Source organism: Vibrio sp. MarTm2, assembly GCF_027587055.1.
Classification (GTDB): domain Bacteria; phylum Pseudomonadota; class Gammaproteobacteria; order Enterobacterales; family Vibrionaceae; genus Vibrio; species Vibrio sinaloensis_D.
In genome coordinates this window covers 592548-615059 of sequence record NZ_JAPPTK010000003.1, presented here as the reverse complement: position 1 = coordinate 615059, position 22512 = coordinate 592548, and the positions used below count along the sequence as shown (strand labels likewise).

General features: G+C 46.4%; 21 protein-coding genes. 10 read left to right on the top strand and 11 right to left on the bottom strand.

From position 1 onward, the window contains the following. Positions 1-75: 75 nt before the first annotated feature. From OH458_RS10390 to OH458_RS10380, 3 genes are all read right to left on the bottom strand, one after another. Complete coding sequence (locus OH458_RS10390; RefSeq protein ID WP_038141603.1) at positions 76-513, bottom strand: PAS domain-containing protein; 438 nt, start codon at positions 511-513, stop codon at positions 76-78. After that, entirely contained in the window at positions 513-1517 is a 1005-nt protein-coding gene (locus OH458_RS10385) for a response regulator (RefSeq protein ID WP_038141605.1), read from the bottom strand. Before OH458_RS10385 ends, OH458_RS10390 begins: the two co-directional genes overlap by 1 nt. 384 nt (positions 1518-1901) lie before the next feature. Beyond that, entirely contained in the window at positions 1902-2360 is a 459-nt protein-coding gene (locus OH458_RS10380) for a TetR/AcrR family transcriptional regulator (protein ID WP_038141606.1), read from the bottom strand. A 462-nt stretch (positions 2361-2822) separates the two neighbouring features. On the opposite strand from OH458_RS10380, the gene OH458_RS10375 reads away from it, so the two are divergent. Further along, entirely contained in the window at positions 2823-3116 is a 294-nt protein-coding gene (locus OH458_RS10375; RefSeq protein WP_038141607.1) for a YfcZ/YiiS family protein, read from the top strand. 122 nt (positions 3117-3238) lie between these two features. Beyond that, complete coding sequence (locus OH458_RS10370) at positions 3239-3838, top strand: hypothetical protein (RefSeq protein WP_269978261.1); 600 nt, start codon at positions 3239-3241, stop codon at positions 3836-3838. Positions 3839-3895: 57 nt separating this feature from the next. On the opposite strand, the gene OH458_RS10365 is transcribed toward OH458_RS10370, so the two are convergent. After that, positions 3896-4996 carry a 1-acyl-sn-glycerol-3-phosphate acyltransferase gene (locus OH458_RS10365; RefSeq protein ID WP_269978260.1) on the bottom strand — a complete coding sequence of 367 codons (1101 nt, stop codon included), beginning with the start codon at positions 4994-4996 and terminating at the stop codon, positions 3896-3898. 176 nt (positions 4997-5172) lie between these two features. Between OH458_RS10365 and OH458_RS10360 the strand changes: the two genes are divergently transcribed. Both OH458_RS10360 and OH458_RS10355 read left to right on the top strand, forming a co-directional pair. Further along, positions 5173-5778 carry an AraC family transcriptional regulator gene (locus OH458_RS10360; RefSeq protein ID WP_269978259.1) on the top strand — a complete coding sequence of 202 codons (606 nt, stop codon included), beginning with the start codon at positions 5173-5175 and terminating at the stop codon, positions 5776-5778. A gap of 92 nt (positions 5779-5870) precedes the next feature. Beyond that, entirely contained in the window at positions 5871-7739 is a 1869-nt protein-coding gene (locus OH458_RS10355; protein WP_269978258.1) for a methyl-accepting chemotaxis protein, read from the top strand. A gap of 53 nt (positions 7740-7792) precedes the next feature. Here OH458_RS10355 and OH458_RS10350 read toward each other — a convergent pair whose 3' ends face one another. Then, positions 7793-9148, bottom strand: coding sequence for an alpha-amylase family protein (locus tag OH458_RS10350; RefSeq protein ID WP_269978257.1), 1356 nt, complete (start codon positions 9146-9148; stop codon positions 7793-7795). A 208-nt stretch (positions 9149-9356) separates the two neighbouring features. Here OH458_RS10350 and OH458_RS10345 point away from each other — a divergent pair, with 208 nt between their 5' ends. Further along, complete coding sequence (locus OH458_RS10345) at positions 9357-9998, top strand: DsbA family oxidoreductase (protein ID WP_269978256.1); 642 nt, start codon at positions 9357-9359, stop codon at positions 9996-9998. A gap of 26 nt (positions 9999-10024) precedes the next feature. Here the strand turns inward: OH458_RS10345 and OH458_RS10340 are convergent, their stop codons facing one another. After that, positions 10025-10927 carry a DUF808 domain-containing protein gene (locus OH458_RS10340; RefSeq protein ID WP_269978282.1) on the bottom strand — a complete coding sequence of 301 codons (903 nt, stop codon included), beginning with the start codon at positions 10925-10927 and terminating at the stop codon, positions 10025-10027. 181 nt (positions 10928-11108) lie between these two features. Between OH458_RS10340 and OH458_RS10335 the strand changes: the two genes are divergently transcribed. Then, positions 11109-12029, top strand: a complete 921-nt coding sequence (locus tag OH458_RS10335; protein ID WP_269978255.1) for a M14 family metallopeptidase — start codon at positions 11109-11111, stop codon at positions 12027-12029. Between the two features lie 88 nt (positions 12030-12117). Here OH458_RS10335 and OH458_RS10330 read toward each other — a convergent pair whose 3' ends face one another. Further along, complete coding sequence (locus OH458_RS10330; protein ID WP_269978254.1) at positions 12118-12906, bottom strand: AraC family transcriptional regulator; 789 nt, start codon at positions 12904-12906, stop codon at positions 12118-12120. A 98-nt stretch (positions 12907-13004) separates the two neighbouring features. Between OH458_RS10330 and OH458_RS10325 the strand changes: the two genes are divergently transcribed. After that, the gene (locus OH458_RS10325; RefSeq protein ID WP_269978253.1) at positions 13005-13904 is read left to right on the top strand and encodes a DMT family transporter; all 900 of its coding nucleotides are present in this window, start codon (positions 13005-13007) and stop codon (positions 13902-13904) included. A gap of 127 nt (positions 13905-14031) precedes the next feature. After that, positions 14032-14943: a GGDEF domain-containing protein gene (locus OH458_RS10320; RefSeq protein ID WP_269978252.1), complete on the top strand. Its 912-nt coding sequence runs from the start codon at positions 14032-14034 to the stop codon at positions 14941-14943. Positions 14944-14992: 49 nt separating this feature from the next. Here OH458_RS10320 and OH458_RS10315 read toward each other — a convergent pair whose 3' ends face one another. After that, positions 14993-16810 carry a hybrid-cluster NAD(P)-dependent oxidoreductase gene (locus OH458_RS10315; protein WP_269978251.1) on the bottom strand — a complete coding sequence of 606 codons (1818 nt, stop codon included), beginning with the start codon at positions 16808-16810 and terminating at the stop codon, positions 14993-14995. 225 nt (positions 16811-17035) lie between these two features. Between OH458_RS10315 and OH458_RS10310 the strand changes: the two genes are divergently transcribed. Beyond that, a complete protein-coding gene (locus tag OH458_RS10310) occupies positions 17036-17194 on the top strand; it encodes a YqaE/Pmp3 family membrane protein (RefSeq protein ID WP_005469665.1) in 159 nt (52 codons plus the stop codon). A gap of 158 nt (positions 17195-17352) precedes the next feature. Then, on the top strand, positions 17353-18381 hold the full coding sequence (pyrC, locus tag OH458_RS10305) for a dihydroorotase (protein WP_269978250.1): 1029 nt from the start codon (positions 17353-17355) through the stop codon (positions 18379-18381). 50 nt (positions 18382-18431) lie between these two features. On the opposite strand, the gene OH458_RS10300 is transcribed toward pyrC, so the two are convergent. The 3 genes from OH458_RS10300 to OH458_RS10290 all read right to left on the bottom strand — a co-directional run bounded on the left by OH458_RS10300 (position 18432) and on the right by OH458_RS10290 (position 22134). After that, entirely contained in the window at positions 18432-19646 is a 1215-nt protein-coding gene (locus OH458_RS10300; protein ID WP_269978249.1) for an iron-containing alcohol dehydrogenase, read from the bottom strand. Positions 19647-19928: 282 nt separating this feature from the next. Then, positions 19929-20129 carry a hypothetical protein gene (locus tag OH458_RS10295; protein WP_005469882.1) on the bottom strand — a complete coding sequence of 67 codons (201 nt, stop codon included), beginning with the start codon at positions 20127-20129 and terminating at the stop codon, positions 19929-19931. Between the two features lie 91 nt (positions 20130-20220). Beyond that, positions 20221-22134 (bottom strand): methyl-accepting chemotaxis protein, encoded by a 1914-nt coding sequence (locus OH458_RS10290; RefSeq protein ID WP_269978248.1) that lies wholly within the window; start codon positions 22132-22134, stop codon positions 20221-20223. Positions 22135-22512 lie beyond the last annotated feature (378 nt).

The following is a 22512-nucleotide window of genomic DNA, read 5'->3' as shown; positions in this document are numbered from 1 at the left end:
CAAGCGTCCATGAAAAGAGAACCGCTATTGAGCATAAACCACAACGCCAAGAAAAACCTTGGCGTTGTGGTCAAATTAGCTGTTTTTAGAGACGAGTGCTTCCGCTGTCGCATCTTGTATTGATAGGAATAAAGAGCGCACCTCACCAGTCGGGGTTCGCATTGGGTTCAGCGTGATATTTTGGTACATGAAATCGGCTTGTTGAGTGACAGGTCGCACGTTTCGGCATTTGAATAGGTATGGACGTTGCTGCCAGGTAATAAAACTGCGACAACCTAAGTCGTAGACTGGCTTAGTTTTGAGCTTGAACCAATCTTGCGGAATTTCGGGGAACAGCTCAAAGATAGACTTATCGATGGCTTCATGGGCTTGAATCCCGCTGTGATGGGTCATAAACCCGTTCCAAACTTGAACCTTGTAATCGCGATCCAACACCACCAGACCTAAATCGACATTTTGCACCATGTCTACCATCCAGTGGAATTGCTCGAATTCTGCAGGAAGAGATATCATTAAAAGTCCTCCATGAGGTAGGCCAGCTTGTTATCGAGAAGTGGTAATGATTCATCGACAAACATAAACAGAAGATCACAACGTATAGACGTTCCATCGATGTTGTAGCTGACTTCAAATGTCATTGTCTTTTTAAACGAGCCGGTCGTAGACTGAATAACAGAGTCGATCGAAATATGTTGCCCTAACAACACTGGCGAGCTTTGGAAAAAACGAACCTCAGCCTGTTGCCCTAAGCCATTTAGAAACGAACCAACGAGAATATTAGAGACATCCATCAGCAGCTCAAGCTCTTCAAGCTCTTCACTGTCTGCTGGCACTTTCATCAGCTTTTTAAGGTCAGAGACACTGGAGTCACTTAAAAGGACTAGCGCCTCCCCCGCGATACCTTCACCACTAAAGCCTTGGCATACTCCTGACACTTGATCGTTTTCCGCTAAGTCTCGCAGCGCCATGTGAAGCTCACTGACTTCAAAGATGTTTACGTTAGGAAGCGGTAAGTGAACAAATACATCAAAATGACGAGCGAGAGCGTCAGCAGCGCGGCCAATCGATACGTTGGCGACTTCCATATAGATGTCGCGGCGACGTAGAATCGGCAACTCAATAGAGACGGGCGTGATGACTTGAGGACGCTCAGCAGGCTGAACCAAGCTTCTAAGCACTTCGTTTAGCGCATCTTTATCGATCGGCTTTTGAATAAAGGCTTTTGCTCCAAGCCCCATCACACGCTCTTTGGCTTTAGGCTGAATATCGCCCGAGACCACAACGACTGGCACATCAATGCCACGTTTACCAATCTCTTCAAGGGTACCGAAGCCATCGAGTTCTGGCATCGTCAAATCGAGGAACATCAGCTTAAATTGATGTTGCTCTAACTGCTCAAGTGCATCCAAACCATGAACAGCGAAGGTGATATCGGCATTTAGCGAAGCGGGCAATGAACGAGCCATCTGTTTTCTTGCTAAGGCGGAGTCATCACATATTAAAACTGGGTAAGACATTCGTACACCTACTGCCATTCGTACAATTAATAAATTCAGTTTAACAGATAGTTAGCGCATCAGGTACGGGAAGTTGTTGAATTATTAACTTTATCAAAGGTCGTAAAAACGCTGGCCAAACGGTTTACTCACCGACCACTTTGACCCAAAAACCTTCACTAGCCCTAGCCGCTGCTATCTATTTTAAGGGTAGCTTAAAACTATCGAATTTCAGCAAGTTGCAGCGCCAATTTGATCCAGCGAGAGAAGAGGAAAATTGGCTAATGGGCGCAACCATACCCAAAACCACGTACTAGAACGAGCCAGTTCAGCAGTAAACCTTTGCTCTAGCCTAGATACAAAAAAAGCCTTCAAGTGAAGGCTTTTTCATAGCGATAGTACGACCTAGACCATACGAACCAGCGATTTACCAATCAGCCATTCCAGCTCTTTCTCGCTGCCTTGACCAAACTGAGTTTCAGTCATTTTGTACAAACGCTCAATCCCATTTGTCGCAAACTCGTGAGTGCTTTGAGAGGTAACGATATGGTGGAAAAGCAAACGCAAAATCGCGCGAAACTCTTCATTGTCTAGCGCTTTCACCCAGCTTGAAGAAAACGCTTCTAAACCGTTATCAAAATCAACATGCTCAACAAACATCTTGAAAATGCGACCGTCTAACGCGGCAGTGAAGTCCGTTTTCTTTGGAAAGTGGTGGCTAATGCCCGTTCTAGAAACGCCAGTCTGCTGGCTTAGAGTGGTGTAAGACATTTTGTCATAACCAAGACGCAACAGTTGATCAACAACCGCGTCCATGATCTTTTGTATAGTGATCTCAGTATCTTCTTTACTACGCTTTGGCATGTTCAGGCTCTTCTCTTTGTAAATCCGTCTGTCTAACTCAATAAGAGTCATGCATAAAAAAACCTCTTCTCTGTCGCCTACCTATACTGCGCTTGCATCAGATAAACCGTACAAGCAATCTAATTATGGTGTAAGCTAACCAACACAAGTACGCATTCCACGAACTTATGAAATGAAAAGGCATCATCTTTTCTAGATATAATTTGATTGCCGATAGTCTAATAATTTACTTTAGCTGACAACTAACTGAATGGCATTCTGACGCGTAAATGACATTAAATTTCGCCAATTAGTGATCTAGATCTCATGGCGTAGATCCTCCGTTCGAAATCCATCCAGTTAGTAACTTGGAAACAACATAAAACGCAGCCTTGAAACAAATTCAACACCCTTTGCTTTTTATAGATAAACCGATCATTAGTCGCTAAAATGACCCTAATTTAAGTAAGAGGATATATTGAGATGAGCACTGAACAACAAGACGTTTGTGAAGCTTGCGGTTGCGCTGGAGAAATGGGTTTCATCATCAAAGAAGGCGACGATGTCGCTGAGGTGACAATCTATGCGCAAGGCAAAGCACTGCTTGAGAGTGAACTGGCTAAATACATTGAACTGGCGCAACAAGTCTGCGCAGCAGTGCAATATGAAGTGTCCCCTATCGAAGAAGAGTCAAACGAGCTAACCGCGCGTTTTAAGTTCGAAGTCAGCGCAGAAAAACTGATCTTCGAATTGAAAACTCGCTCACTGGCACGATAACTTTCCAAGTGGACTATAAAACGGGCATCACGCCCGTTTTTTTATGTCTGCAGCCCTCTCAGATTGACCCAAGGTTGTGAGTCAATCCATACTTAACATAGTTTGAATCGTAAAGGCAAGGTATGCGCACAATAGCTCTGGCGATGTTGTTAACCCTCACGACGGGCTTTAGCCACGCCGCTCCATTAGATCAGTTTCGAATACTCAATCATCTTGATAACTACGGCAACCTTGATCTGCGAAATAAGCCTTATGATGAGCTCCCTCCAGGTCTTGTCGTAGATGGAAACTTAAACATTGCAAAGACTGGTATTAAAACGCTCCCTGAAGGATTGGAAATTCATGGCAGCCTTGATGCGTCAAATAGCGCCCTGAGTCGATTGGAGAAAGGGGTGAACATCAAAGGATTTGCCAACTTACTCGGCGCCAATATCAAACGCTGGCCGCCCGGTATTCAACTTGGGGGTTACCTCAACCTAACTGATACGCCGCTCACCTCTCTGCCACCAAGACTCAGAGTAAAAGGCGATTTGAGTGTCATTCGCACGCCATTAACGAAGCTCCCTGAAGGATTGGTCGTGGAGGGTAATTTGTACATTGGTGGCTCAAAAATTACCGAGTTCCCAAATACAATGACGGTACGGGGAAACATCTTTTTAGGTGGTAACCGGATCAGTAAATGGCCAACCAAACTCAACCTTGGTGGTGCTGTTGCTCCCTAATGGGGTGGTTAAACGATAAAGGGATGCGCTGCGGCATCCCTTTATTCATTTTTGTCACTAATTTTGGTTATTCACCGGATTCGCATAGCTGGCAATCAAATAAGGCTGAGCAGCTTCTGGCAATTGGACCAACTTATCTTTCAGGCTCTGCTTGACGCCTTGATCAACGTCCTCATTTCCTGCTGCCAGTTGGTTGATCGGAAACAGCTTGTAGTGAAGATGAATTTGGCGATCAATTTCTTCTGCGAGCGCTTCTGGCGTGTCATAGGTCTGGTCGATAACGTCACCAAACGCAACGTGGACACGCCCCTTTTCTCCCACGATGCCTTGAATGATGCTCTCGATGTCTTCGAACTCACCTTTTTCGTAGCTTCCGTGCTCTGCTTTTTGCCATAGCTCTAACGCTTTTGCGATGTCACATGGATCATTTTCGTAAGAAATAGACACCGGAACAATCTTCAACGATTTAATGTACTCAGAAAACTCAATTTTCTGCTTACGTCCTTCAACGTGGAACATCTTTAAAATCGCTGGATCGGTAAAGTCATTGCCATCTTTCGCGCGTCCTTCTTTTTGCGCAATCCAGATCGAATGCCCCGTATCCAACGAGTGCTTGATATAAGCAGATAATGTTCCAAGCGCCTTCATCATTTCACGCGGGCCTTTCGCTGAGCGTTTCACGATAAAACTCTTGTTCAAACGCATCAGTTCTGTTGCACACGGTTTTTTCAGTAAGTTGTCGCCAATCGCGATACGAACCGTTTTGTGTTCGCTTTGGTACAAACCGTAGTTAACTAAGGCAGGATCCATCGCAATGTCACGGTGATTGGAAACAAATAGATAGGATTCCTGCTTATCAAGCTTCTCCAAACCGCTATAAGTCACCCCGTTTGTTGTGGTGCTAAGGGTTTGTTCAAGATATTTTTTTACTTCAAACTGTATCGCTTCAACGGAGTTGAGCTTGGACCATTTCATTCTTAAGTACACTTTCACCAACGGTGACATCAGTGCCTTAAACCAGCCAGCGTGGTTAGAGAAACGGTGCTGTAAAATAGCGCTAATAAATTCTTCGTCGTTTACCAGTCGATCAATCGCCGCTGGAATCTCGTCATCATTGTAAGGACGGATATCAATAAATGGATCGTTAGTTTTAGTCATTTCTAGTTACATCAAACAAAAAGCTGGCCTATTCTACGCATAGATGGCGATCTTAGCAGCTATACTTCTCTCAGATTTACAAAGGTCAGACCACGTTTTTACCTTAACTTGATTTGATATTGGATTTTGAGACGAAACACGTTACTCTTAGCGCCCCATTTGTAATGAGTATTCCCATGCACTACGCCATCTCACATCAGACTTCGCGATACGACTTTCTCCACTCCACTGCAAGACGAAAACTGTTAAAGCACACTCTTTTTCAGGTCAAAGAAGGTTTGGTATTGGTCAAGTTAGGCAAGTTAGAGTATGCCGTAGAACCTGGCCAGAGCTTCTGGTTGCCGTTTGATACTTTATGTGCAGTCAGCTACTTCCCAAACACTCACGTTCAATGTATTGACATCTCGAGTCGAGTCCAAGTGTCGTTGCCGAAACAAGGTGGATTTGTGTCCCTGACTGAACTTGCTCAGGCGATCATCAGCCGCTTATCGGACGACTCACGAAACCCTCAAAACGATGCCGATCTGCTCACCGTTCTGAAAGCCGACATCGCTCAGTTAACCCCCGCGCTGCAAGAGAGTACATTGACCCAACAGATCAATCAATGGGCGTGGGATAGCTCAGATTCTGCACTGCTAAATGAGCATCAGTTGGTATTGAAAATCCGTGAAGCGAAAAAGAGACTTCTATCAGGTAACAAACGAGCGCAAGTTATCAAGCAAATGTTTGATGGAAACGAAGCGCTATTCACGCAACTGGAATCCATCACGCTAGGTGACTAGTAGAAAAGTTTAACGAATTACTGGCTGAATAGTCATTTACTAACTATAAATCTATGAGTAACTGCTCATTTTTTATAGATAGGGATGACCGAATGAAATTCAGCCATAAAATCGTGGCAGCATCATCTGCTCTCTTGCTTGCCACTGTCACTTTGCTTACGCTCCAACAATATTACACCGTTAAAAGTGAAATCCGCTCGCAAGTCACCTCCAGTGTCAACGAAATCGTTGATGGGGTAAGGGACACGACTGGTGCAGAAATCAACGGCCGTAAGGCGATCGCGGCATACGCGACAAGCATGCTTGAAGTCGACTTGTCGCCGGATGCGATTGAAGCGGTGCTAACAAGACCCGTAGTCAAAGAGACATTTTTACTGGCCGGTTTAGGCTTCGAGAAAGATGGTTCGAACATCAATAATGACCCTTCTTGGAACCCCGGACCAACGTGGGACCCACGCGTTCGCCCTTGGTATATTGACGCTAAAAACTCCGGCAAACTGATCATTACCGCGCCCTACGCCGATTCTGCTACTGGCGAGATTCTGGTCTCGATTGCCACCCCTGTTCGTGATAACGGCCAGTTCATTGGTGCTATTTTCTATGACGTAAGCTTGGCCGCCCTTGCCGAGTTGGTTAATCGAGTCCAACTTTTCAACGCCGGTTATGTATTTATCGTATCTGGAGACGGTACGACCATTGCCCACCCTAAAACGGAGCTAAACGGTGCTCCGATGAGAGATTTCCTCGGCGACGCTCAAATTAAAGAAGAGCCCCAACAAGTCATGTTGGATGGAAAGCAGTTCACCCTCGACTTTTCTAAAGTGTCCGGTGAAGACTGGTACATTGGTGTGATACTTGACGAGGAAGTGGCGTATCAATCCCTCGCAGACTTACGAAACAGCTCGATTGTCTATTCGATTATCGCGCTTGTCGTCAGTGTCTTTTTACTACTGTTGCTGATTCGTGTTCTGATGAAGCCTCTAGATACATTAAATGATGCTATCCAAGACGTTGCCTCTGGGCAAGGTGATTTGACCAAGCGCCTAGACACTAAAACAGACAAAGAGTTTTCAGTGCTGGCTTCTGGTTTTAATGATTTTACAGGAACCCTGCAACAACTCATCACCCAGTCGAAAGCCATCGGCTCTGAAATTTTGCGTGGCTCGGAAATGACATCAATGGGCCTGCAAGAGTCAGCAGCTGCAATGCAAGATCAACTTCATGAGTTGGAACAGCTTGCCACCGCAATGCACGAAATGGCCACGACCTCTGGTGAAGTCGCCAACAATGCCCAAGGCGCAGCGGCAGCGGCAAAAGAAGCCGACGACGCAACGAGCTTGGGAACATCGGTTGTCAGCGATACGACAGGTGCAATTGATAACCTGTCGCAAAAAATCGATGAGGCAGTAGAAGAGGTCAAAGTCTTAGAGTCAGCGACTGATAACATTGAAACCATTCTGAAAGTGATCAATGACATTGCCGATCAAACCAACTTACTTGCCCTTAACGCGGCGATTGAGGCGGCTCGAGCGGGCGAATCTGGTCGCGGCTTTGCGGTGGTTGCCGATGAGGTGCGAACCTTGGCTCAACGTACCCAAGAGTCGACCACTGAAATCCGCAATATGATTGAACAACTTCAAGCCGGTGCAAGCTCAGTCGCCAACGCAATGAACATGAGTAAATCCACTGCGACCGATGCCGTTGCACGCGCGCAAGAAGCCAATGTCGCGCTCAACAGTATTCGCGATGCTATTCAACGCATTAGCGATATGAATATCCAAATCGCCTCTGCGGCAGAGGAGCAAAGTTTGGTCGCAGAAGAAATCAATAACAACACTGTGAAGATAAAAGATCTCTCCACACAAGTGGCGGATGCGGCTGAAAACGCTAACATCGCGATGCAAGCCCAAACAGAGAATATTCGTGAGCAGGACTCTATATTGAACAAGTTCACCGTCTAAGCTCGACGCTAATCAACCCTATATTAGGGCGCAATCTATGCGCCCTTTTTGATTTATTCAGTGCTGACCGCCATTATGCTGCTTATGCCAGAAACACGCATTTCGACACATCCTTTCGTCGAGGAGTACTCGCGTCCGGAGAGCAAATCAGTCCAATTGTGCTCAGAGGTCAACTCTATCGTTTGCGCCCGTTTCGATTTGTTGATGATAACAACGCCCTTCTCCCCGCGAGAGAAGACCAAGACGTCATCCGATGCTTCAATAACCTTCATAGGTTCACCGTGAACAGAGTTGTGGAACCTGATCGCGGCGACCATCTTAGGGTCATTCCACGCATTTAACCATCTTGGGTTGCCGCATTTATCCAAGTAACCACTGGTATCTAGGTCAGTGTAGATGAGTGGCACCCCACCATCTCGCCCCAATATATAGCTGTAGGCTAGCCACTCCAACGCTTCGTCCATCACGAGGTTTTCAAAAACTTGGTTATTGGGGATATCATGTGTGATGGCAAAAGTAATGGCACGTCTTTGTGATAGCGCCTGCCCAAAACAGTATGGATCAACCCAGCTTTTCAGACTCCCGCCGGCTTCGAGCGCGTCGTACGTCACCTGGAACAATGGAAAATCGTAAGCACCGAAGCGGGTATGAGCGAGAAAAGGCTCCAAGAATAACTCGTACTCAGGTTTAGTCGCGCCGCCACTGGTAATGATCTCACCGAAAATATGCGTGTCTTGGCAAATATCCTCAGTCCAAACTTGTTGTAGATGCTCTAGAGTCATGTGCTTTGCGGCATCAATGCGAAATCCTTTAAACCCTAACTTTTTGAGCGCTAAAAGGTAGTTTTGCTGTTGGGTCACAACGTTGTCGCAGACTCGTAAGGTCGGTAATCCTGGATCTTGCGGGCCTCCAGTAATACGACCATTTTGGACTTGCCATTTATCTTCCCAGTCCTTGATGCCGAACGCTTCAACAAAATCAGGATAGTCAAATAAAGGCTCAGTCAGATCGCCAAACAGCTTCTGTTGTTCGAAGTAGTCCGCTTCTGTTTGATAGTCTGCTAACTCTTTATCACTTGGGTATTGTAAATCGGTGCGTACGGACGACTCATTGGCCATGTGGTTAAACACCACATCGGCATAGACGCGAACGTCGTATTGCTTTAACTCTGCAATCATTGTCTTGACGTCGTCAGTATTACCTAGCTGGTTATCAATAACGCGATAATCTTGTGGTTGATAACGTTGCCACCATTGAGTTCCCGCCTTTGTTTTTAGTGATTTCATTGGTGGCGAGACCAATACGGTTTTATATCCAGCTTGGGCAATTTCTTTCGCTCGCTTGGTCACCAGTTCGTAGGGCCAATCAAACGCATGCAAAATGACATCAGTTGCGTGAATGTTACACATCACCTGTTCCTTTGGTTGTTCTTCTTTATTGAACGTAATCATTTCATTGTCATCATAGTAGCAAACAGGATAACCCTTCCTATCCCCCTAAGATGCACTTTTTGCGTAGTAGCCATAAGGCGTAGAGATAGCGAAACAGTGACCCTTCCAATAAAATTGCCTCCAAGACGAGGCTATACTGATAGAGAAGTTAAGTAAGGGAAGCACAATGAACAAAGTTCGTATTGATATCGTCTCTGATGTGGTTTGCCCATGGTGCATCATCGGCTACAAACGTTTAGAGCAAGCCTTGATGACACTGTCTGATGAAGTGGAAGCCGATATTAACTGGCACCCTTTTGAACTCAACCCAGCAATGGGCGTAGAGGGGCAAAATCTCAAACAGCATTTACAGGAAAAGTATGGCACCAACGATGAAGCGAGTGACGCCGCAAGACAAACATTGACCCAACTTGGGAATGAAGTTGGATTCCCATTCCATTTCACTCCGGATATGCGTATCTACAACACGCGCAAAGCACACCAGTTGCTAATGTGGTCATCGAGCGAAGAGAAACAGTTGGAGTTACAACTTGCACTTTTCCACTGCTACTTCACCGACAATCAAGATATCGGAGACGGAGAAGTCTTGATCCAATGCGCTCAAAGCGTCGGTCTAGACCCAAGTGTGGCCGAAGAGGTTATCCGTGATGAAGGCTGGGCAGAGAGTGTTGCCACTACGGAGCAGCAATGGCTTGAAGCCGGGATCAACGCCGTACCTGCGATTATCATTAATCAAAAACATCTGATCTCAGGGGCGCAAACAACCGAACTCTTGATTTCAGCGTTACAACAAATCACACAAGAGTAAAAAGGAGAGCCTTGGCTCTCCTTAGTTTATCGGTTTTTAACTCGCCCAATCAGCCACCAAACAGAGACCACGGCCAAGCCAGCAACCACACCAATTAAGCCATTTAACAAACTAGGAAACAGCGCTTTTGCCAAAGAGATATTGGGAATGTCCATAATAATCGGCTCTATCCAGTGGTGAATCATCGGAACGTTGTGGACTACAATCCCGCCACCAACAAGAAACATAGCCGCTGTACCGACGACCGCCAGCACCTTCATCAGTTTAGGGGCAAAAGCTATCAAACTTCGTCCGACTGTCGCCATCATCCCTTTGCCTTGGCTTCGGCGCTCTAAGTAAAAACCAAGATCATCGAGCTTAACGATACCCGTAACTAGACCATAGACACCGATGGTCATCAATACCGCTATTAAGCTCACCACCAGCACTTGGGTAAGTGTGGACTGACCTTGCACTGTCCCTAACGCAATCACAATGATTTCCGCTGAAAGGATAAAATCAGTTCGAATTGCACCGGCGATCTTTCGCTTCTCATATTCTTCAATGGACAACTCATTGTCCAGCTGCGTTTTCTCTTGCTCAGGATGCTTACTATGAAACAGCTTCTCAATGATCTTCTCTGCACCTTCAAAACACAGAAATAAGCCGCCAAGCAATAGCAACGGCATAATCAGCCAAGGGACAAAAGCACTAATCAATAGCGCCGCAGGAACCAAGACAAGCTTGTTGCGAAATGACCCTTTCGCCACACTCCAAACAACGGGGATCTCACGCTCTGCTGTCACGCCCGATACTTGCTGTGCGTTTAGCGCAAGATCGTCTCCTAGTACTCCTGCGGTTTTCTTCGCCGCGACTTTCGACATTAATGCAACGTCATCAAGAACGGTTGCAATGTCATCCAACAAGGTTAAAAGGCTTGCACCTGCCATAAGTCCATTCTCATTAGGATCGTCAATCAATGTAAGCAAATGTAACACTAGAATTAGAAAGGACAAATCCAATTGACGCTCAGACGGGGAAAAACTGGCCATTCTTACCGCCTAGTGATTGCGAGACTGCGCATTGCACACTATGCTGTGGCGGTATTTTAATAACCTCAAAGGCAAGGTAATGCGCAGTTCTTACACCTACCCTATCGGCACCCCAGGACAAAAATGGGGAGATGCGGAACGAATCGCTTGGCGTGAACAGACCACCATCAAACGCGAATACCAACAAGAAGTCGTGCCTAAAATTCAAGCGCTAGCTGAACGTTTTAATGTTGAGCAATATGGCGCGCTCTCTTATGACCCAGAGCGCTACCCTCTTTTGTGCATCAAGAGCAAACAATGGGACGCAGCGAAACCGGCGGTTTTGATCACAGGCGGCGTCCACGGCTACGAAACCAGCGGCGTACATGGCGCTCTGCTGTTTGCTGATGAACAGATGGAGAAATATAGCCAACATTTCAATATCATCGTCGCACCCTGTGTTAGCCCTTGGGGTTATGAAACCATCAATCGTTGGAACCCACTGGCCATCGATCCAAACCGTTCTTTCTACGCAAACAGTCCTGCTGAAGAGTCTGCAAACCTAATGGCTCTTGTTACGACAATTGAAGGCGATGTGCTGGTTCATATCGACCTGCATGAAACAACGGATACAGATGAGAGTGAGTTTCGACCAGCGCTCGCTGCAAGAGAGGGTATCGAATACATCGAAGGCATGATTCCTGATGGGTTCTACACCGTGGGCGATACGGAAAACCCACAACCTGAGTTCCAAGCCGCAGTGACTGCATCGGTGAGCAAGGTCACTCACATCGCACCTGCCGATGACCAAGGCGAAATCATCGGTTCACCGGTTGTCCAACATGGCGTGATCAATTACCCGATGGTGAAACTTGGTCTGTGCGGAGGCGTAACGACCTGCACCTATGGCACCACAACCGAAGTGTATCCAGATAGTGACAAAGTCACAGACAACGAGTGCAACCGCGCGCAAGTCGCTGCGATCATCGGTGGGCTAGATTTTGTATTAGAGCAGCTATAGAGATCGACTCACTACAACAAAGGCGCAGACATTCTTGCGCCTTTTTGGTATCTAACGAACGTACCTAGCCTGCGTACAAACCACAGACTTACAGCAGTTTGTTTTTGTACTGCTCTGGTGTCTGCCCAGAGTACTTTTTAAACATGGCAATGAACGGACTCGCTTGGTTATAGCCTAAGGTGAGCGCCACCTCTTTTACCGAGTGACCTTTACGCAAAAGATCCATCGAATAGAGATAACGAACACGCAACCGCCACTCCGTAAAGCTCATTCCCAGTTCAGATTGGCAATGGCGCGCGAGCGTACGCTCCGTGGTGTGAACGTGCTCCGCCCACTCCGATAGGCTGCGGTTGTCGATGGGGTTTTCTTCTACCGCTGCTAATATCGTCGCCAGATACTTATTGTCCGTAGACGGAAGAAAGTGATGTTGCGTATCCCGCGTAGCGAGTTGATCAAGCAGCACTTGAACCAATCGCCTATCCTGCTCAGTCTGCGCCACATTGACCCCACGCTGACGAAAATCGTCGATAATCGCCGACACAATCGGCGTCACTTTGATCAAGCTTGTACAATCAGGAAAATTTGTGGTGAGGGTATGATCGATGTTCAACGAGCAATAGGATAAGGGCTTTCGGTTATAACTTGTGTGTTTTACCCCCGCAGGTACCCAAATCGCTAAATGAGGCGGCGCGAGAAATCGAGTATCTTCCGCCTCCATCTCTAAAATACCACCACTGATCAATTGCACCTGCCCCCACGGATGGCTGTGCATTCGGGTTTCTGTGTTGGACAAAAACGCCTCAAAATTCATAAATACATCGGATGGTGCTTTATCGATTGATAAAGACGGATGAAGATGTTTCGCTGACTTTCTCAAACTTGTCTTCCTACAACGCCTAATGTCTTTTTAAAGATATTTGCAATCATATAGACCTGTCACACTATATTCCATCAAAATAACGCGATGGCAGTCACATGGTTTACCTGTTACCCCTCATTACCGTTTTCATTTGGGGCGGAAATGCAATCATTAACAAGATGGCGTCAGAGGTCATTGAACCAAGCTCAATGGCTTTTTACCGTTGGCTACTGGCGATTTCCTTGTTGACCCCTTTTTGCCTAATCAAAGTGATTAAGCAGTGGGGCGTCATCAAACCTTACTTGGCAAAAATCGCGTTTTTGGCATTGCTTGGTATGGTACTCAACCAGACCCTAGCGTACTACGCCGGACTAACCACCAGCGCATCAAACATGGCACTGATTTCATCACTGGTTCCTTTACTCAGCGTTTTCCTAAGCGTGCCATTATTGGGTAAATCCATCTCACCTTTAAGCATCATAGGGGGCGTTTTGGCGCTCGCTGGGTTAGCGCTGATGCTGGGTCAAGGTGATGCCACCTTCTTCTTGCATAACTCTATTTCGTTTGGTGACGGGCTGATGGTGATCACCGCAGTATGCTACGCCGCCTACTGTGTCCTGCTTAAGCGTTGGAAAATGCCAATCTCGAATTGGACTATGGTTTACATGCAAGGCGTATTGGCACTGTTGATGCTCACTCCACTCTGGTTAACCAGCGATCAACTACTGCCGGCCACTGAATCTTTACCACTCATCGCGTATGCAGGCGTTGCGGCGTCGGTTCTTGCACCTTGGATGTGGGTTAAAGCGATTGACATCATAGGCGCAGATTCAAGCGCGATGTTTATGAACCTAATGCCGGTCGTAGCGATAACCCTTGCAGCAACGTTACTTGGTGAAACTATTCAACACTATCACCTGTTTGGTGGGTTGATGGTGATCTCTGGCGTACTACTTTCTCAGTTAAAACTCAAACGTAAGACACAACAAGCGCTACAAAACGTTAACCAGATATAGGTAGTTACTGACAATTCGGTATATGGTTAAAGGGCGAGCTAAAAATGTACTTTATAATTAGATAAGATTATTAGTTGCACAAACGTCAGTAAAAATGGGCTAGACCTCACTCACGTTGGGAGGTTTTATGATAGAGCTGGAGCGCATTGAAGACATCTACAACCATGACCACTTCACATTGCATGAAGTGGTCTTGAATGAAATAGGCTCTTACGTGTTCGTCAAGAACCGTCATGGAGAGTACCTATACGCCAATCAACTCACGCTGGAGTTATTCAACACGAGCCTTGAGACGCTAAAAGGGAAAACCGATCATGACTTTTTCGACCCCGAACTGCTCGACGATATTCTTACCAGCGACCGAACCGTGTTTGAAACGGCGAATACGGTCATTCACGAAGAGCACACCAAAGCCATTCCCGACGGCAAACTGCGCATCTACCGAGCCATCAAAAAGCCCATAATTTGCATCAACACGAAGAAGGTCATTGGCTTAATTGGCGTTTCAACGGATATAACCGATTTGGTCAACATGCGGGAGAAATTAGCGGAACTCGCCAATACCGATGAACTCACCAAATTGTGCAATCGACGTAAGCTGTGGCAGTTTTTTTCCAGCGCTTACCACCAAGCGTCTGAGTTAAATACACCGCTCTCTTGTATCCTTATCGATATTGATCATTTCAAGAAAATAAACGACGCACACGGACACGATTTTGGCGACAAAGTGATTGTCGAGCTAGCTGATATTATTCGCCGCAACTTGCGCAGTGCTGACTGCTGTGGACGAATTGGCGGTGAAGAGTTTTTGATTGTATTGAGCAACACCTCAGCACAAGGTGCGCATGAGATTGCTGATCGCTTACGAGTTAACTTTCAGAACTCGCCGATCAATCATGTGACTGCTCCGTTTACCATTTCATGCGGAGTGACTGAGCTCACCCCCGAAGACTGCGATTTTTTCGCGTTGTACCGACGCGCCGATCAAGCGCTTTATGGCGCGAAGCACAACGGACGCAACAAGAGTGCGATCCGCTGATTATCGAGATGAAAACGAAAAGCGCCTCAAAAAGAGACGCTCATCTTGGTTAGTTAACGATATCAAGGTCGGTTTCTGGGACGCAGCAACAAGCTAACGCGACCCCCATATTGCGCTCTTCCTCTGTGATAGCTGGCACATCAGGTTGATGCACTTTCCCTGACTCTACCGTCACCTTACAAGCGCCACACAGCCCCGCACGACAACTGTTTGCGATGGGTAAACCGGCATCTTCAGCTTGCTCAAGCAACGTTTTTTGGTTGTCCCCTGTAAACATATTGCCATTTAACGAAATCGTGACTGACTTGTGCTCTTTCACGGCGACAGTCGCCACACCAAATGCTTCTTGGTGATAACAAGACTCAGGCAGCCCCTGTCTTAACAGCAAGTTCTTCGCTTTTTGCATGAAGCCATCAGGACCACACACAAACACCTGACGCTGATCTGGATTTTTAATTTGCTTGAGGTGAGAAAGGCTTAATCTTCCTTTCAAGCCAAACCAGTCAATCGGCGCTTGAGTCAACGAGATAAAGACAGTCAACCCTTCATGCTTGCGCTTTAACTCATCCAGCTCTTCTTTATACGGAATGTCTTCCACACTGCGACATTGATGGTAGAACACGACATCATTGACTTGGTCATGATCTGAAAGATAACGAAGCATAGACATCATCGGTGTAACGCCACTCCCAGCCGATAGCAACAACATCGGTAAACCTTGCTTATTGCCAATATGAAAACGTCCATCAGGGTCTTCGCAGCTCAATGTATCGCCGACTTGGAAGTGGTCGGCTAGCCAGTTAGACACACGACCACCGTTAACTCGCTTAACAGAGATAGCCAAACGACCAGGTCTTGATGGACTAGATGACAGCGTATAACGGCGCGCCACTTGCTCACCGTCAATCTCCAACGTAATCGGCAGATGTTGACCCGGTTGATAAATCGGCATGTCTCCGTGCTGAGGCTCTAACCAAAATGTGGTGAAATCTCGGGCGATATCTTCTCGCTCTACGCATGTCATGAGACGCTGTACCGGAGAATTGTCTTCGTAGACCTCTTTCTCTTTATACTCGAGGACCTCGACTTGATCGCCCTGGCGAATCATTCCTTCATTCTTCGCCACTAAGTTCTGACCAAAGAAAACGCCACCCCGTTCGTTCGCTCTGAACTGTGACAAAGTACTTAACGGCTCTTTGGACGCACGAAACTGGCCTTTCTCAACGTCTACCGTCGTCAAAACGCAGCGCTCACAAGGCTTTACCGCTTCAAACTCGACTTCGCCAATGCGAATTCGCTTCCAGCTATCTTCAACAAAAGGTTCGCTGGCACTGACCACCAAATTAGTACGAAACTGGTCCATCGAATGTGTCTCTGAACTGCGTCGGTTCAACTCATCCAATGACGCTTCGCTGATCACCAACAGCGGATAACCATCAGCAAAGCTCACGTTATGTCCGAGCTTTTCCCTGACACGGTTCGACTGTTCACCTGTAAACAGTAACTCCACACGCTGGCCAAGTACTTCACTGAACCAATCATCTGCGTCATCCGTCGTTGTGTAAGCAATAAAATTGTCTTTCCAGACCTGAGCTGGCGCCTCTTGCATTTTAAAGTCTTGATAACGCAAGCGTAGCGGCTCGTATCCTGCAGCGGTAAAAATCAACCCGTCCGGTGTTAATGTTGAGGTAACAAGTACCATTTGAGGGTATTTACGCGCGGTCACCATAGAACCATCAGAAAGGGCAAGCATAAAGCGGCGATCAAAGGCGAGACCTTGCTTTTCCACCCATGCAGAAGAGAGTGAGATACCACCAACAGATTTAACCGGAAAAACATTGATTTGAGAAAGAGTTGAAGCTGACATTGCTAATCCTGAGCTTGTAATAATTTGGCTATATTATACTCATCTCGACTCGACTGTCTTGGAATAGATAATTCCCTTAGATTGTCGTCATTGTTTTGTACAGATAAGGTTTGCGTTTCAATCTATCTTAAGTTTGAGACAGCATTGCTTTCTCTAAACAAAAAACACCAAATATTTAAAAAACTCTATAGTGTTGTTATCTATTCTATCAACAAGGAAACTCTTATGAACAAACTGGTCATGATTCTACTTTGTATCTTCTTGCCGCCACTCGCGGTATTTCTCGACAAAGGACTCAATAAAGACTTCATCATCAACCTCGTGTTAACGATCTTTTTCTTTCTGCCCGGTAGCATCCACGCATTATGGCTTACGATGAAATAATCGAGTAAAAGCCCAGCGATTATTTACGCCCGCAAAAAAAGGGGTGAAATACAAAGCTGATTGCTCTATCATCCTGTCGCCTAAGCGTAAGCGTTTGCTTTCACAGTTTTCGCTGGCTTGGGCTCCAATCAGACAACTTACTAATGGTGGGAGCAATAATGACAACACTTACGATCACACGTCCTGACGACTGGCATGTTCATCTTCGTGATGGCGACGTTCTAAAGGATACCGTGCGAGATATTAGCCGCTACAATGGCCGCGCGCTAATCATGCCAAACACTGTCCCACCTGTGACCAACACTGAAATGGCGCTTGCGTACCGTGAACGTATCATGGCAGAAAAACCAAGTGCGCAGTTTGAGCCTCTTATGGCGCTCTACTTAACGGATAACACAACGCCAGACGAAATACGCAAAGCGAAAGAATCCGGTGCTGTAGTTGCGGCTAAGCTCTACCCTGCGGGGGCAACAACCAACTCCGACTCTGGTGTGACTAACGCCAAAAACATCTACCACGTGCTAGAGGCAATGCAAGAAGTCGGCATGCTACTGCTCGTGCATGGCGAAGTGACTCACCATGATATTGACATTTTTGACCGTGAAAAAGAGTTCCTTGATACGGTTTTAGCGCCTATCGTCAATGATTTCCCAAATCTTAAAATTGTTTTAGAGCATATCACGACCGCAGATGCGGCAACGTTTGTGAAAAACGCAAATGACAATGTGGCAGCGACGATCACCGCCCATCACCTGCTGTTCAACCGCAACCACATGCTGGTTGGCGGAATCAAGCCACACTTTTACTGCCTACCTATTCTAAAACGCAATACTCACCAAAAAGCGTTAGTTGAAGCCGCGACGAGTGGCAGTAAAAAGTTCTTCCTTGGTACAGATTCAGCGCCACATGCGAAAGGCATGAAAGAAGCGGCTTGTGGCTGTGCGGGTTCTTACACGGCGCATGCAGCGTTAGAACTTTACGCAGAAGTGTTTGAGTTGGAAGGTAAACTAGAGAATCTTGAAGCGTTTGCCAGCCATAATGGCCCAGATTTCTACGGCGTGCCTCGCAATACAGATACCGTAACGCTTACTAAACAAGAATGGTCTGTCGCTGAATCTATGCCATTTGGCAATGATATCGTTGTGCCGATTCGCGCAGGCGAAACCATCGGTTGGACCGTTAAATAGAAAACCAATCTTGTAAATAGTTGAAAGCCCCTTAGCCATGCTCGGGGCTTTTATTTATTTACGGCGACTGCCAAAATCAACTGCTCACATTCTTCTTGCTGCATATACTTGGGCACAGGGTAATTCCACCTCGCCTCATGTAGAGATTGCTTCGCCAATTCCGTAACATGCTCTTGCAAAATTTGGTCAAAACTTGACGGCAGATCTAGCTGCTTCTGTAAACGCTTAACATAGTCAACCAACGCTTGCGCCTTTAACGAGTCTGAGACATGGCTGTCGGTTAATGCCAAGGTATCGGCCAACTTCGCCATTCTTTCTTTTGCCGCGCACTGAGAAAACGCGAGTACGTGCGGCAGTACGACTGCATTTGCTAACCCATGAGGAATACCGTATTTCGCCCCGAGCGTGTGAGCAATCGCATGAACATACCCAAGACTGGCTTTGGTAAACGCGAGCCCCGCATAGTAAGAAGCCAGCGCCATGTTCTGCCGAGCTGTCGCGTTTTGGCCAAACTTGACCGCTTTTTCGAGGTTTTCATCAATCAAGGTAATAGCCGCTAACGCGTAGCGATCGGTTTCTTGAGTAGCATTGCCTGAAAGATAAGACTCAATAGCATGAGTTAGTGCATCCATCCCAGTTTGCGCAGTGATAGTCGAAGGTAAAGCGAGCATCAAACTTGGATCCAGAGCTGCTGCAATTGGCACAAGTTTCGGGTCCATGATGGGTGTTTTTTGGTGAGTATCAGGATTAGATACCACAGCAGCAACGGTCACTTCTGATCCTGTGCCTGCCGTTGTCGGAATGACGAAGATTGGGGCAGGTGCCTTCCATACCTTGAGCAAACCGACCAAACGTCGAATCGGTTTATGGTTGGTTGCACAAGCAGCAATCACCTTCGCGCAATCGATAGGAGAGCCGCCGCCAAGCGCCACAACAGCTTGACATCGATGCTTTCGATACAGAGACAGCCCTGCTTCCACATGATTGTATGTCGGGTCAGGCTCAACCCCATCATAGATATCGCAGTGCACACCGACACGTTCAAACTCAAACGCGAGCTTTTTCGCTAAGCCGAGTTTTATGATCCCCTTGTCGGTCACAATCAGCACTTTTTTGATGTCCATGATAGAGACACTGTGGCAAAGCTGTTTAAGCGCTTCTTTACCCAAGAAAAGGGTCGGTTTGGAGATAGGAAGCACTTTGGCTGCCACTTTTAGCCCCAACATGTAGGCTCGATGTAGCCAGTAATAGAGCTTTTGTTCCATTATCGGTCTCTTTGTGATGAGGGATATACTGATAGCCTAGTCTTTACAAAGAGTTATCTCTAGTCTTGAAGCAAAACTTTTGTCGATAGTTTGTACGCAAGCCTAAAACTGGGCAATGAGCCGACTTACCCAAGTAATTTCACCGAAAGCGATAAGATCATAAAGGGTAAAAAAGACCGCACAAATCACGGCTAACTTAATCAATCGATAAACAATAAACATTTCTGTCGTCCAAATAATAAAAGCCGCCATTGGCGGCTTTCGAAATGCAATCACTACGAATTAATGAACAGGTCTGTCGTTCTTCGCGTAAAACTTACCAAAGTACTGTTCAAGTACTTCCGGAGTGAGTTTGCCTTCTGCCTCAAGCTGTTTTAGCTCTGCTGCAATCGCCTTTTGCTCGTCAATTGTTGGCAGCGCGACTTCTGGCTGGTCACCCATTTCTTGAGACATTTGCTCTAGTTCTTTCTCGAAATCACTCATGATTCAACGACCCTATATTTCAAACTTACCTAAAAATAATGGGGCTAAGTGTAACCCACTTAGCCCCATTTTTTCTAGCTTGGCGTGCAGTTTACAGTTTAAAACTGCCAACCATACGATCAAGACGCATCGAGAGATCTTTCAGCTCCGCACTTGCTGCCGCCAGTTCTTCTGCCGTGCCCGTGGTCACTTCGTTGATTGCATTAATCTCTTCGATATTTTGGTTAATGGTATGAACAACCGTTGACTGCTCTTCGGTCGCCGTTGCCACTTGCGTGTTTCGATCTGAAATATCATGAATACGTTCAGAAATAGAGATCAATACTTCCACCGCTTCATCGGAAGAGGAAACGCCCTCACCCGTTACCGCTTTACCTGCTTCCATCGCGGTTACCGCATCTTTTGCGTCGCTTTGCAGCTGGTTAATCATCTTCTGAATTTCTTCTGTCGAGTCTGCGGTGCGGCTAGCAAGGTTACGAACTTCATCCGCAACCACCGCAAAGCCTCGACCTTGCTCACCAGCACGCGCAGCCTCGATGGCCGCGTTAAGTGCAAGCAGGTTGGTTTGCTCTGAAATGTCACGAATTACGTCTAAGATTGAGCCAATATCCTGCGTGGTAGACGCTAGCTGCTCTACAACTTGGCCGGTACTCTCTATATCTGAAGCAAGTCGACTGATGGCATCTTTGGCTTTGTTGACCACATCTTGACCCACTTGAGTGTTGTCTGATGCTTGTGAAGCCGTTTCAGCAGCGGTCGCGGCATTCGAAGCAATCTCGCTGATCGTCGCGCCCATTTGGTTAATCGCTGTCACTACTTGGATTGTTTGATCGCGCTGCATCTGACTGTTGTTGTGCGTAGTATGGGCTTTGGTTGAAACCCCATCCGCAGCCGACTGAAGCGCACCACTGGTCGATGCCACTTCTTTCATCGATTCGTGAATCTTCTCGATAAAGCCGTTGAAACCTTCCGAAAGCTGGCCAATTTCATCGCTGCCTTTCACTTCGATACGCTGAGATAAATCACCATCGCCTTTTCCGAGGTCACTGAAACGCTCTGCAATCGCTCGAATTGGGCTCGCAATGCTGTTGGCAAGGAAGATACCCATAAAGATAAACAAGCCAGCTACCACAACAGTCGTTACCATCATTTGCTTAGCAACACTGTTTAGATCGGCGAACACTTCATCGACAGGTACAACACCAACAACAAACCAATTCATTGAAGGTATGTAAGTGCTGGCAACGAACACGCTTTGTCCATCTGAATCTGCCTCGATGAGGTTAAAACCTGATTTGCCTAATAGATCTGCCGATTCACGACCAAACAACTGAGACAGAGAAGATTTTGCTTTGCTGCTGTCACGGTGGATTTGAACGTTACCTTCTGCGTCTGTCAAAAAGACATAACCAGTTTTCTCAATCTTAAAGCCGTTTAGCAAAGAGACCATATCGTCCATTGATTTCGACAAGCCGGACATGGTCAACCCATTGGTTAGCTGGAAATTGGTGAACATTTTCACGTCGCCATTCGCCTCTTGGAAAATGCTGACCGACGTCGGCTTACCTGACTGCGTAAAGCCAAAGAACCAACCATCTTGTTGTTGGTTTAGTTGGCGTAAGAAGCCGTTTTGATTCCAATAGTATGCGGTGTTTCGGTTCGCGACAGACGCATCATTCAACTGATATTGACTACGTACGTTATTAAGCTCTTTCACCAACAAGGCTTCGGTTTGCGCATCAATGGATGTGGTATTGACCGCTTGCTTAATAAATTCGTTGTTCGCGACTTGTTCTGCGGCTAACAAAAGCTGCATAACTTCGCGGTCAATCTGCGCGTTGATTTGCTCAAGCATTGACGGGAGTTCGATGTCAATAAGACGATGTTCAAGAACGCTTCGCGCTTGTCGTTGCGCCATAACACCAACAATAATGGTGGACGCTAGTACAGCGAAGGTAATCCCTGCAACGACCTTTTGCTTGATACTAATGGAGTTAAATTTCATTGGTTCTCTGCCTTCTGAAAGCAATGGTTGTAAATGTTTGGCCTTCACACTGACGACATTCGCCGATGCTCTCCCCACGTGAGGCCTATCCAATCTTCTAAGTATATCGACGTTTTGACACATTCCTTTACTAATTTGTAGTTAACCGGACATTTTTCCTGCAAAACTTTGATATCTAGTTTGAGATTTGTGATTTCACTAATGAAATATTGTTTCTCTAAATTTTAGCCCCATATCTTAAGCTGCTGACCGATAAGGCTTTATCGACATGGCTTGTTCTTATTGATGCTTTTATCGCCAAGTGAGGTAAAAACACCTTAAGGGACGGAACTTTTCTAAGTTGCAAATCACTAAGTGAAAAAATGAGGAGAAAATGGA

Excerpts from the sequence above, each read along its gene's own strand:
- OH458_RS10300 (WP_269978249.1), bottom strand. The coding sequence starts at position 19,646 with ATGGAACAAAAGCTCTATTACTGGCTACATCGAGCCTACATGTTGGGG.
- pyrC (WP_269978250.1), top strand. The coding sequence starts at position 17,353 with ATGACAACACTTACGATCACACGTCCTGACGACTGGCATGTTCATCTT.
- OH458_RS10335 (WP_269978255.1), top strand. The coding sequence starts at position 11,109 with ATGCGCAGTTCTTACACCTACCCTATCGGCACCCCAGGACAAAAATGG.
- OH458_RS10360 (WP_269978259.1), top strand. The coding sequence starts at position 5,173 with ATGCACTACGCCATCTCACATCAGACTTCGCGATACGACTTTCTCCAC.
- OH458_RS10350 (WP_269978257.1), bottom strand. The coding sequence starts at position 9,148 with ATGTGTAACATTCACGCAACTGATGTCATTTTGCATGCGTTTGATTGG.
- OH458_RS10315 (WP_269978251.1), bottom strand. The coding sequence starts at position 16,810 with ATGTCAGCTTCAACTCTTTCTCAAATCAATGTTTTTCCGGTTAAATCT.
- OH458_RS10365 (WP_269978260.1), bottom strand. The coding sequence starts at position 4,996 with ATGACTAAAACTAACGATCCATTTATTGATATCCGTCCTTACAATGAT.
- OH458_RS10310 (WP_005469665.1), top strand. The coding sequence starts at position 17,036 with ATGAACAAACTGGTCATGATTCTACTTTGTATCTTCTTGCCGCCACTC.
- OH458_RS10375 (WP_038141607.1), top strand. The coding sequence starts at position 2,823 with ATGAGCACTGAACAACAAGACGTTTGTGAAGCTTGCGGTTGCGCTGGA.
- OH458_RS10380 (WP_038141606.1), bottom strand. The coding sequence starts at position 2,360 with ATGCCAAAGCGTAGTAAAGAAGATACTGAGATCACTATACAAAAGATC.
- OH458_RS10390 (WP_038141603.1), bottom strand. The coding sequence starts at position 513 with ATGATATCTCTTCCTGCAGAATTCGAGCAATTCCACTGGATGGTAGAC.
- OH458_RS10345 (WP_269978256.1), top strand. The coding sequence starts at position 9,357 with ATGAACAAAGTTCGTATTGATATCGTCTCTGATGTGGTTTGCCCATGG.
- OH458_RS10355 (WP_269978258.1), top strand. The coding sequence starts at position 5,871 with ATGAAATTCAGCCATAAAATCGTGGCAGCATCATCTGCTCTCTTGCTT.
- OH458_RS10340 (WP_269978282.1), bottom strand. The coding sequence starts at position 10,927 with ATGGCAGGTGCAAGCCTTTTAACCTTGTTGGATGACATTGCAACCGTT.
- OH458_RS10320 (WP_269978252.1), top strand. The coding sequence starts at position 14,032 with ATGATAGAGCTGGAGCGCATTGAAGACATCTACAACCATGACCACTTC.
- OH458_RS10370 (WP_269978261.1), top strand. The coding sequence starts at position 3,239 with ATGCGCACAATAGCTCTGGCGATGTTGTTAACCCTCACGACGGGCTTT.
- OH458_RS10325 (WP_269978253.1), top strand. The coding sequence starts at position 13,005 with ATGGTTTACCTGTTACCCCTCATTACCGTTTTCATTTGGGGCGGAAAT.
- OH458_RS10295 (WP_005469882.1), bottom strand. The coding sequence starts at position 20,129 with ATGAGTGATTTCGAGAAAGAACTAGAGCAAATGTCTCAAGAAATGGGT.
- OH458_RS10290 (WP_269978248.1), bottom strand. The coding sequence starts at position 22,134 with ATGAAATTTAACTCCATTAGTATCAAGCAAAAGGTCGTTGCAGGGATT.
- OH458_RS10385 (WP_038141605.1), bottom strand. The coding sequence starts at position 1,517 with ATGTCTTACCCAGTTTTAATATGTGATGACTCCGCCTTAGCAAGAAAA.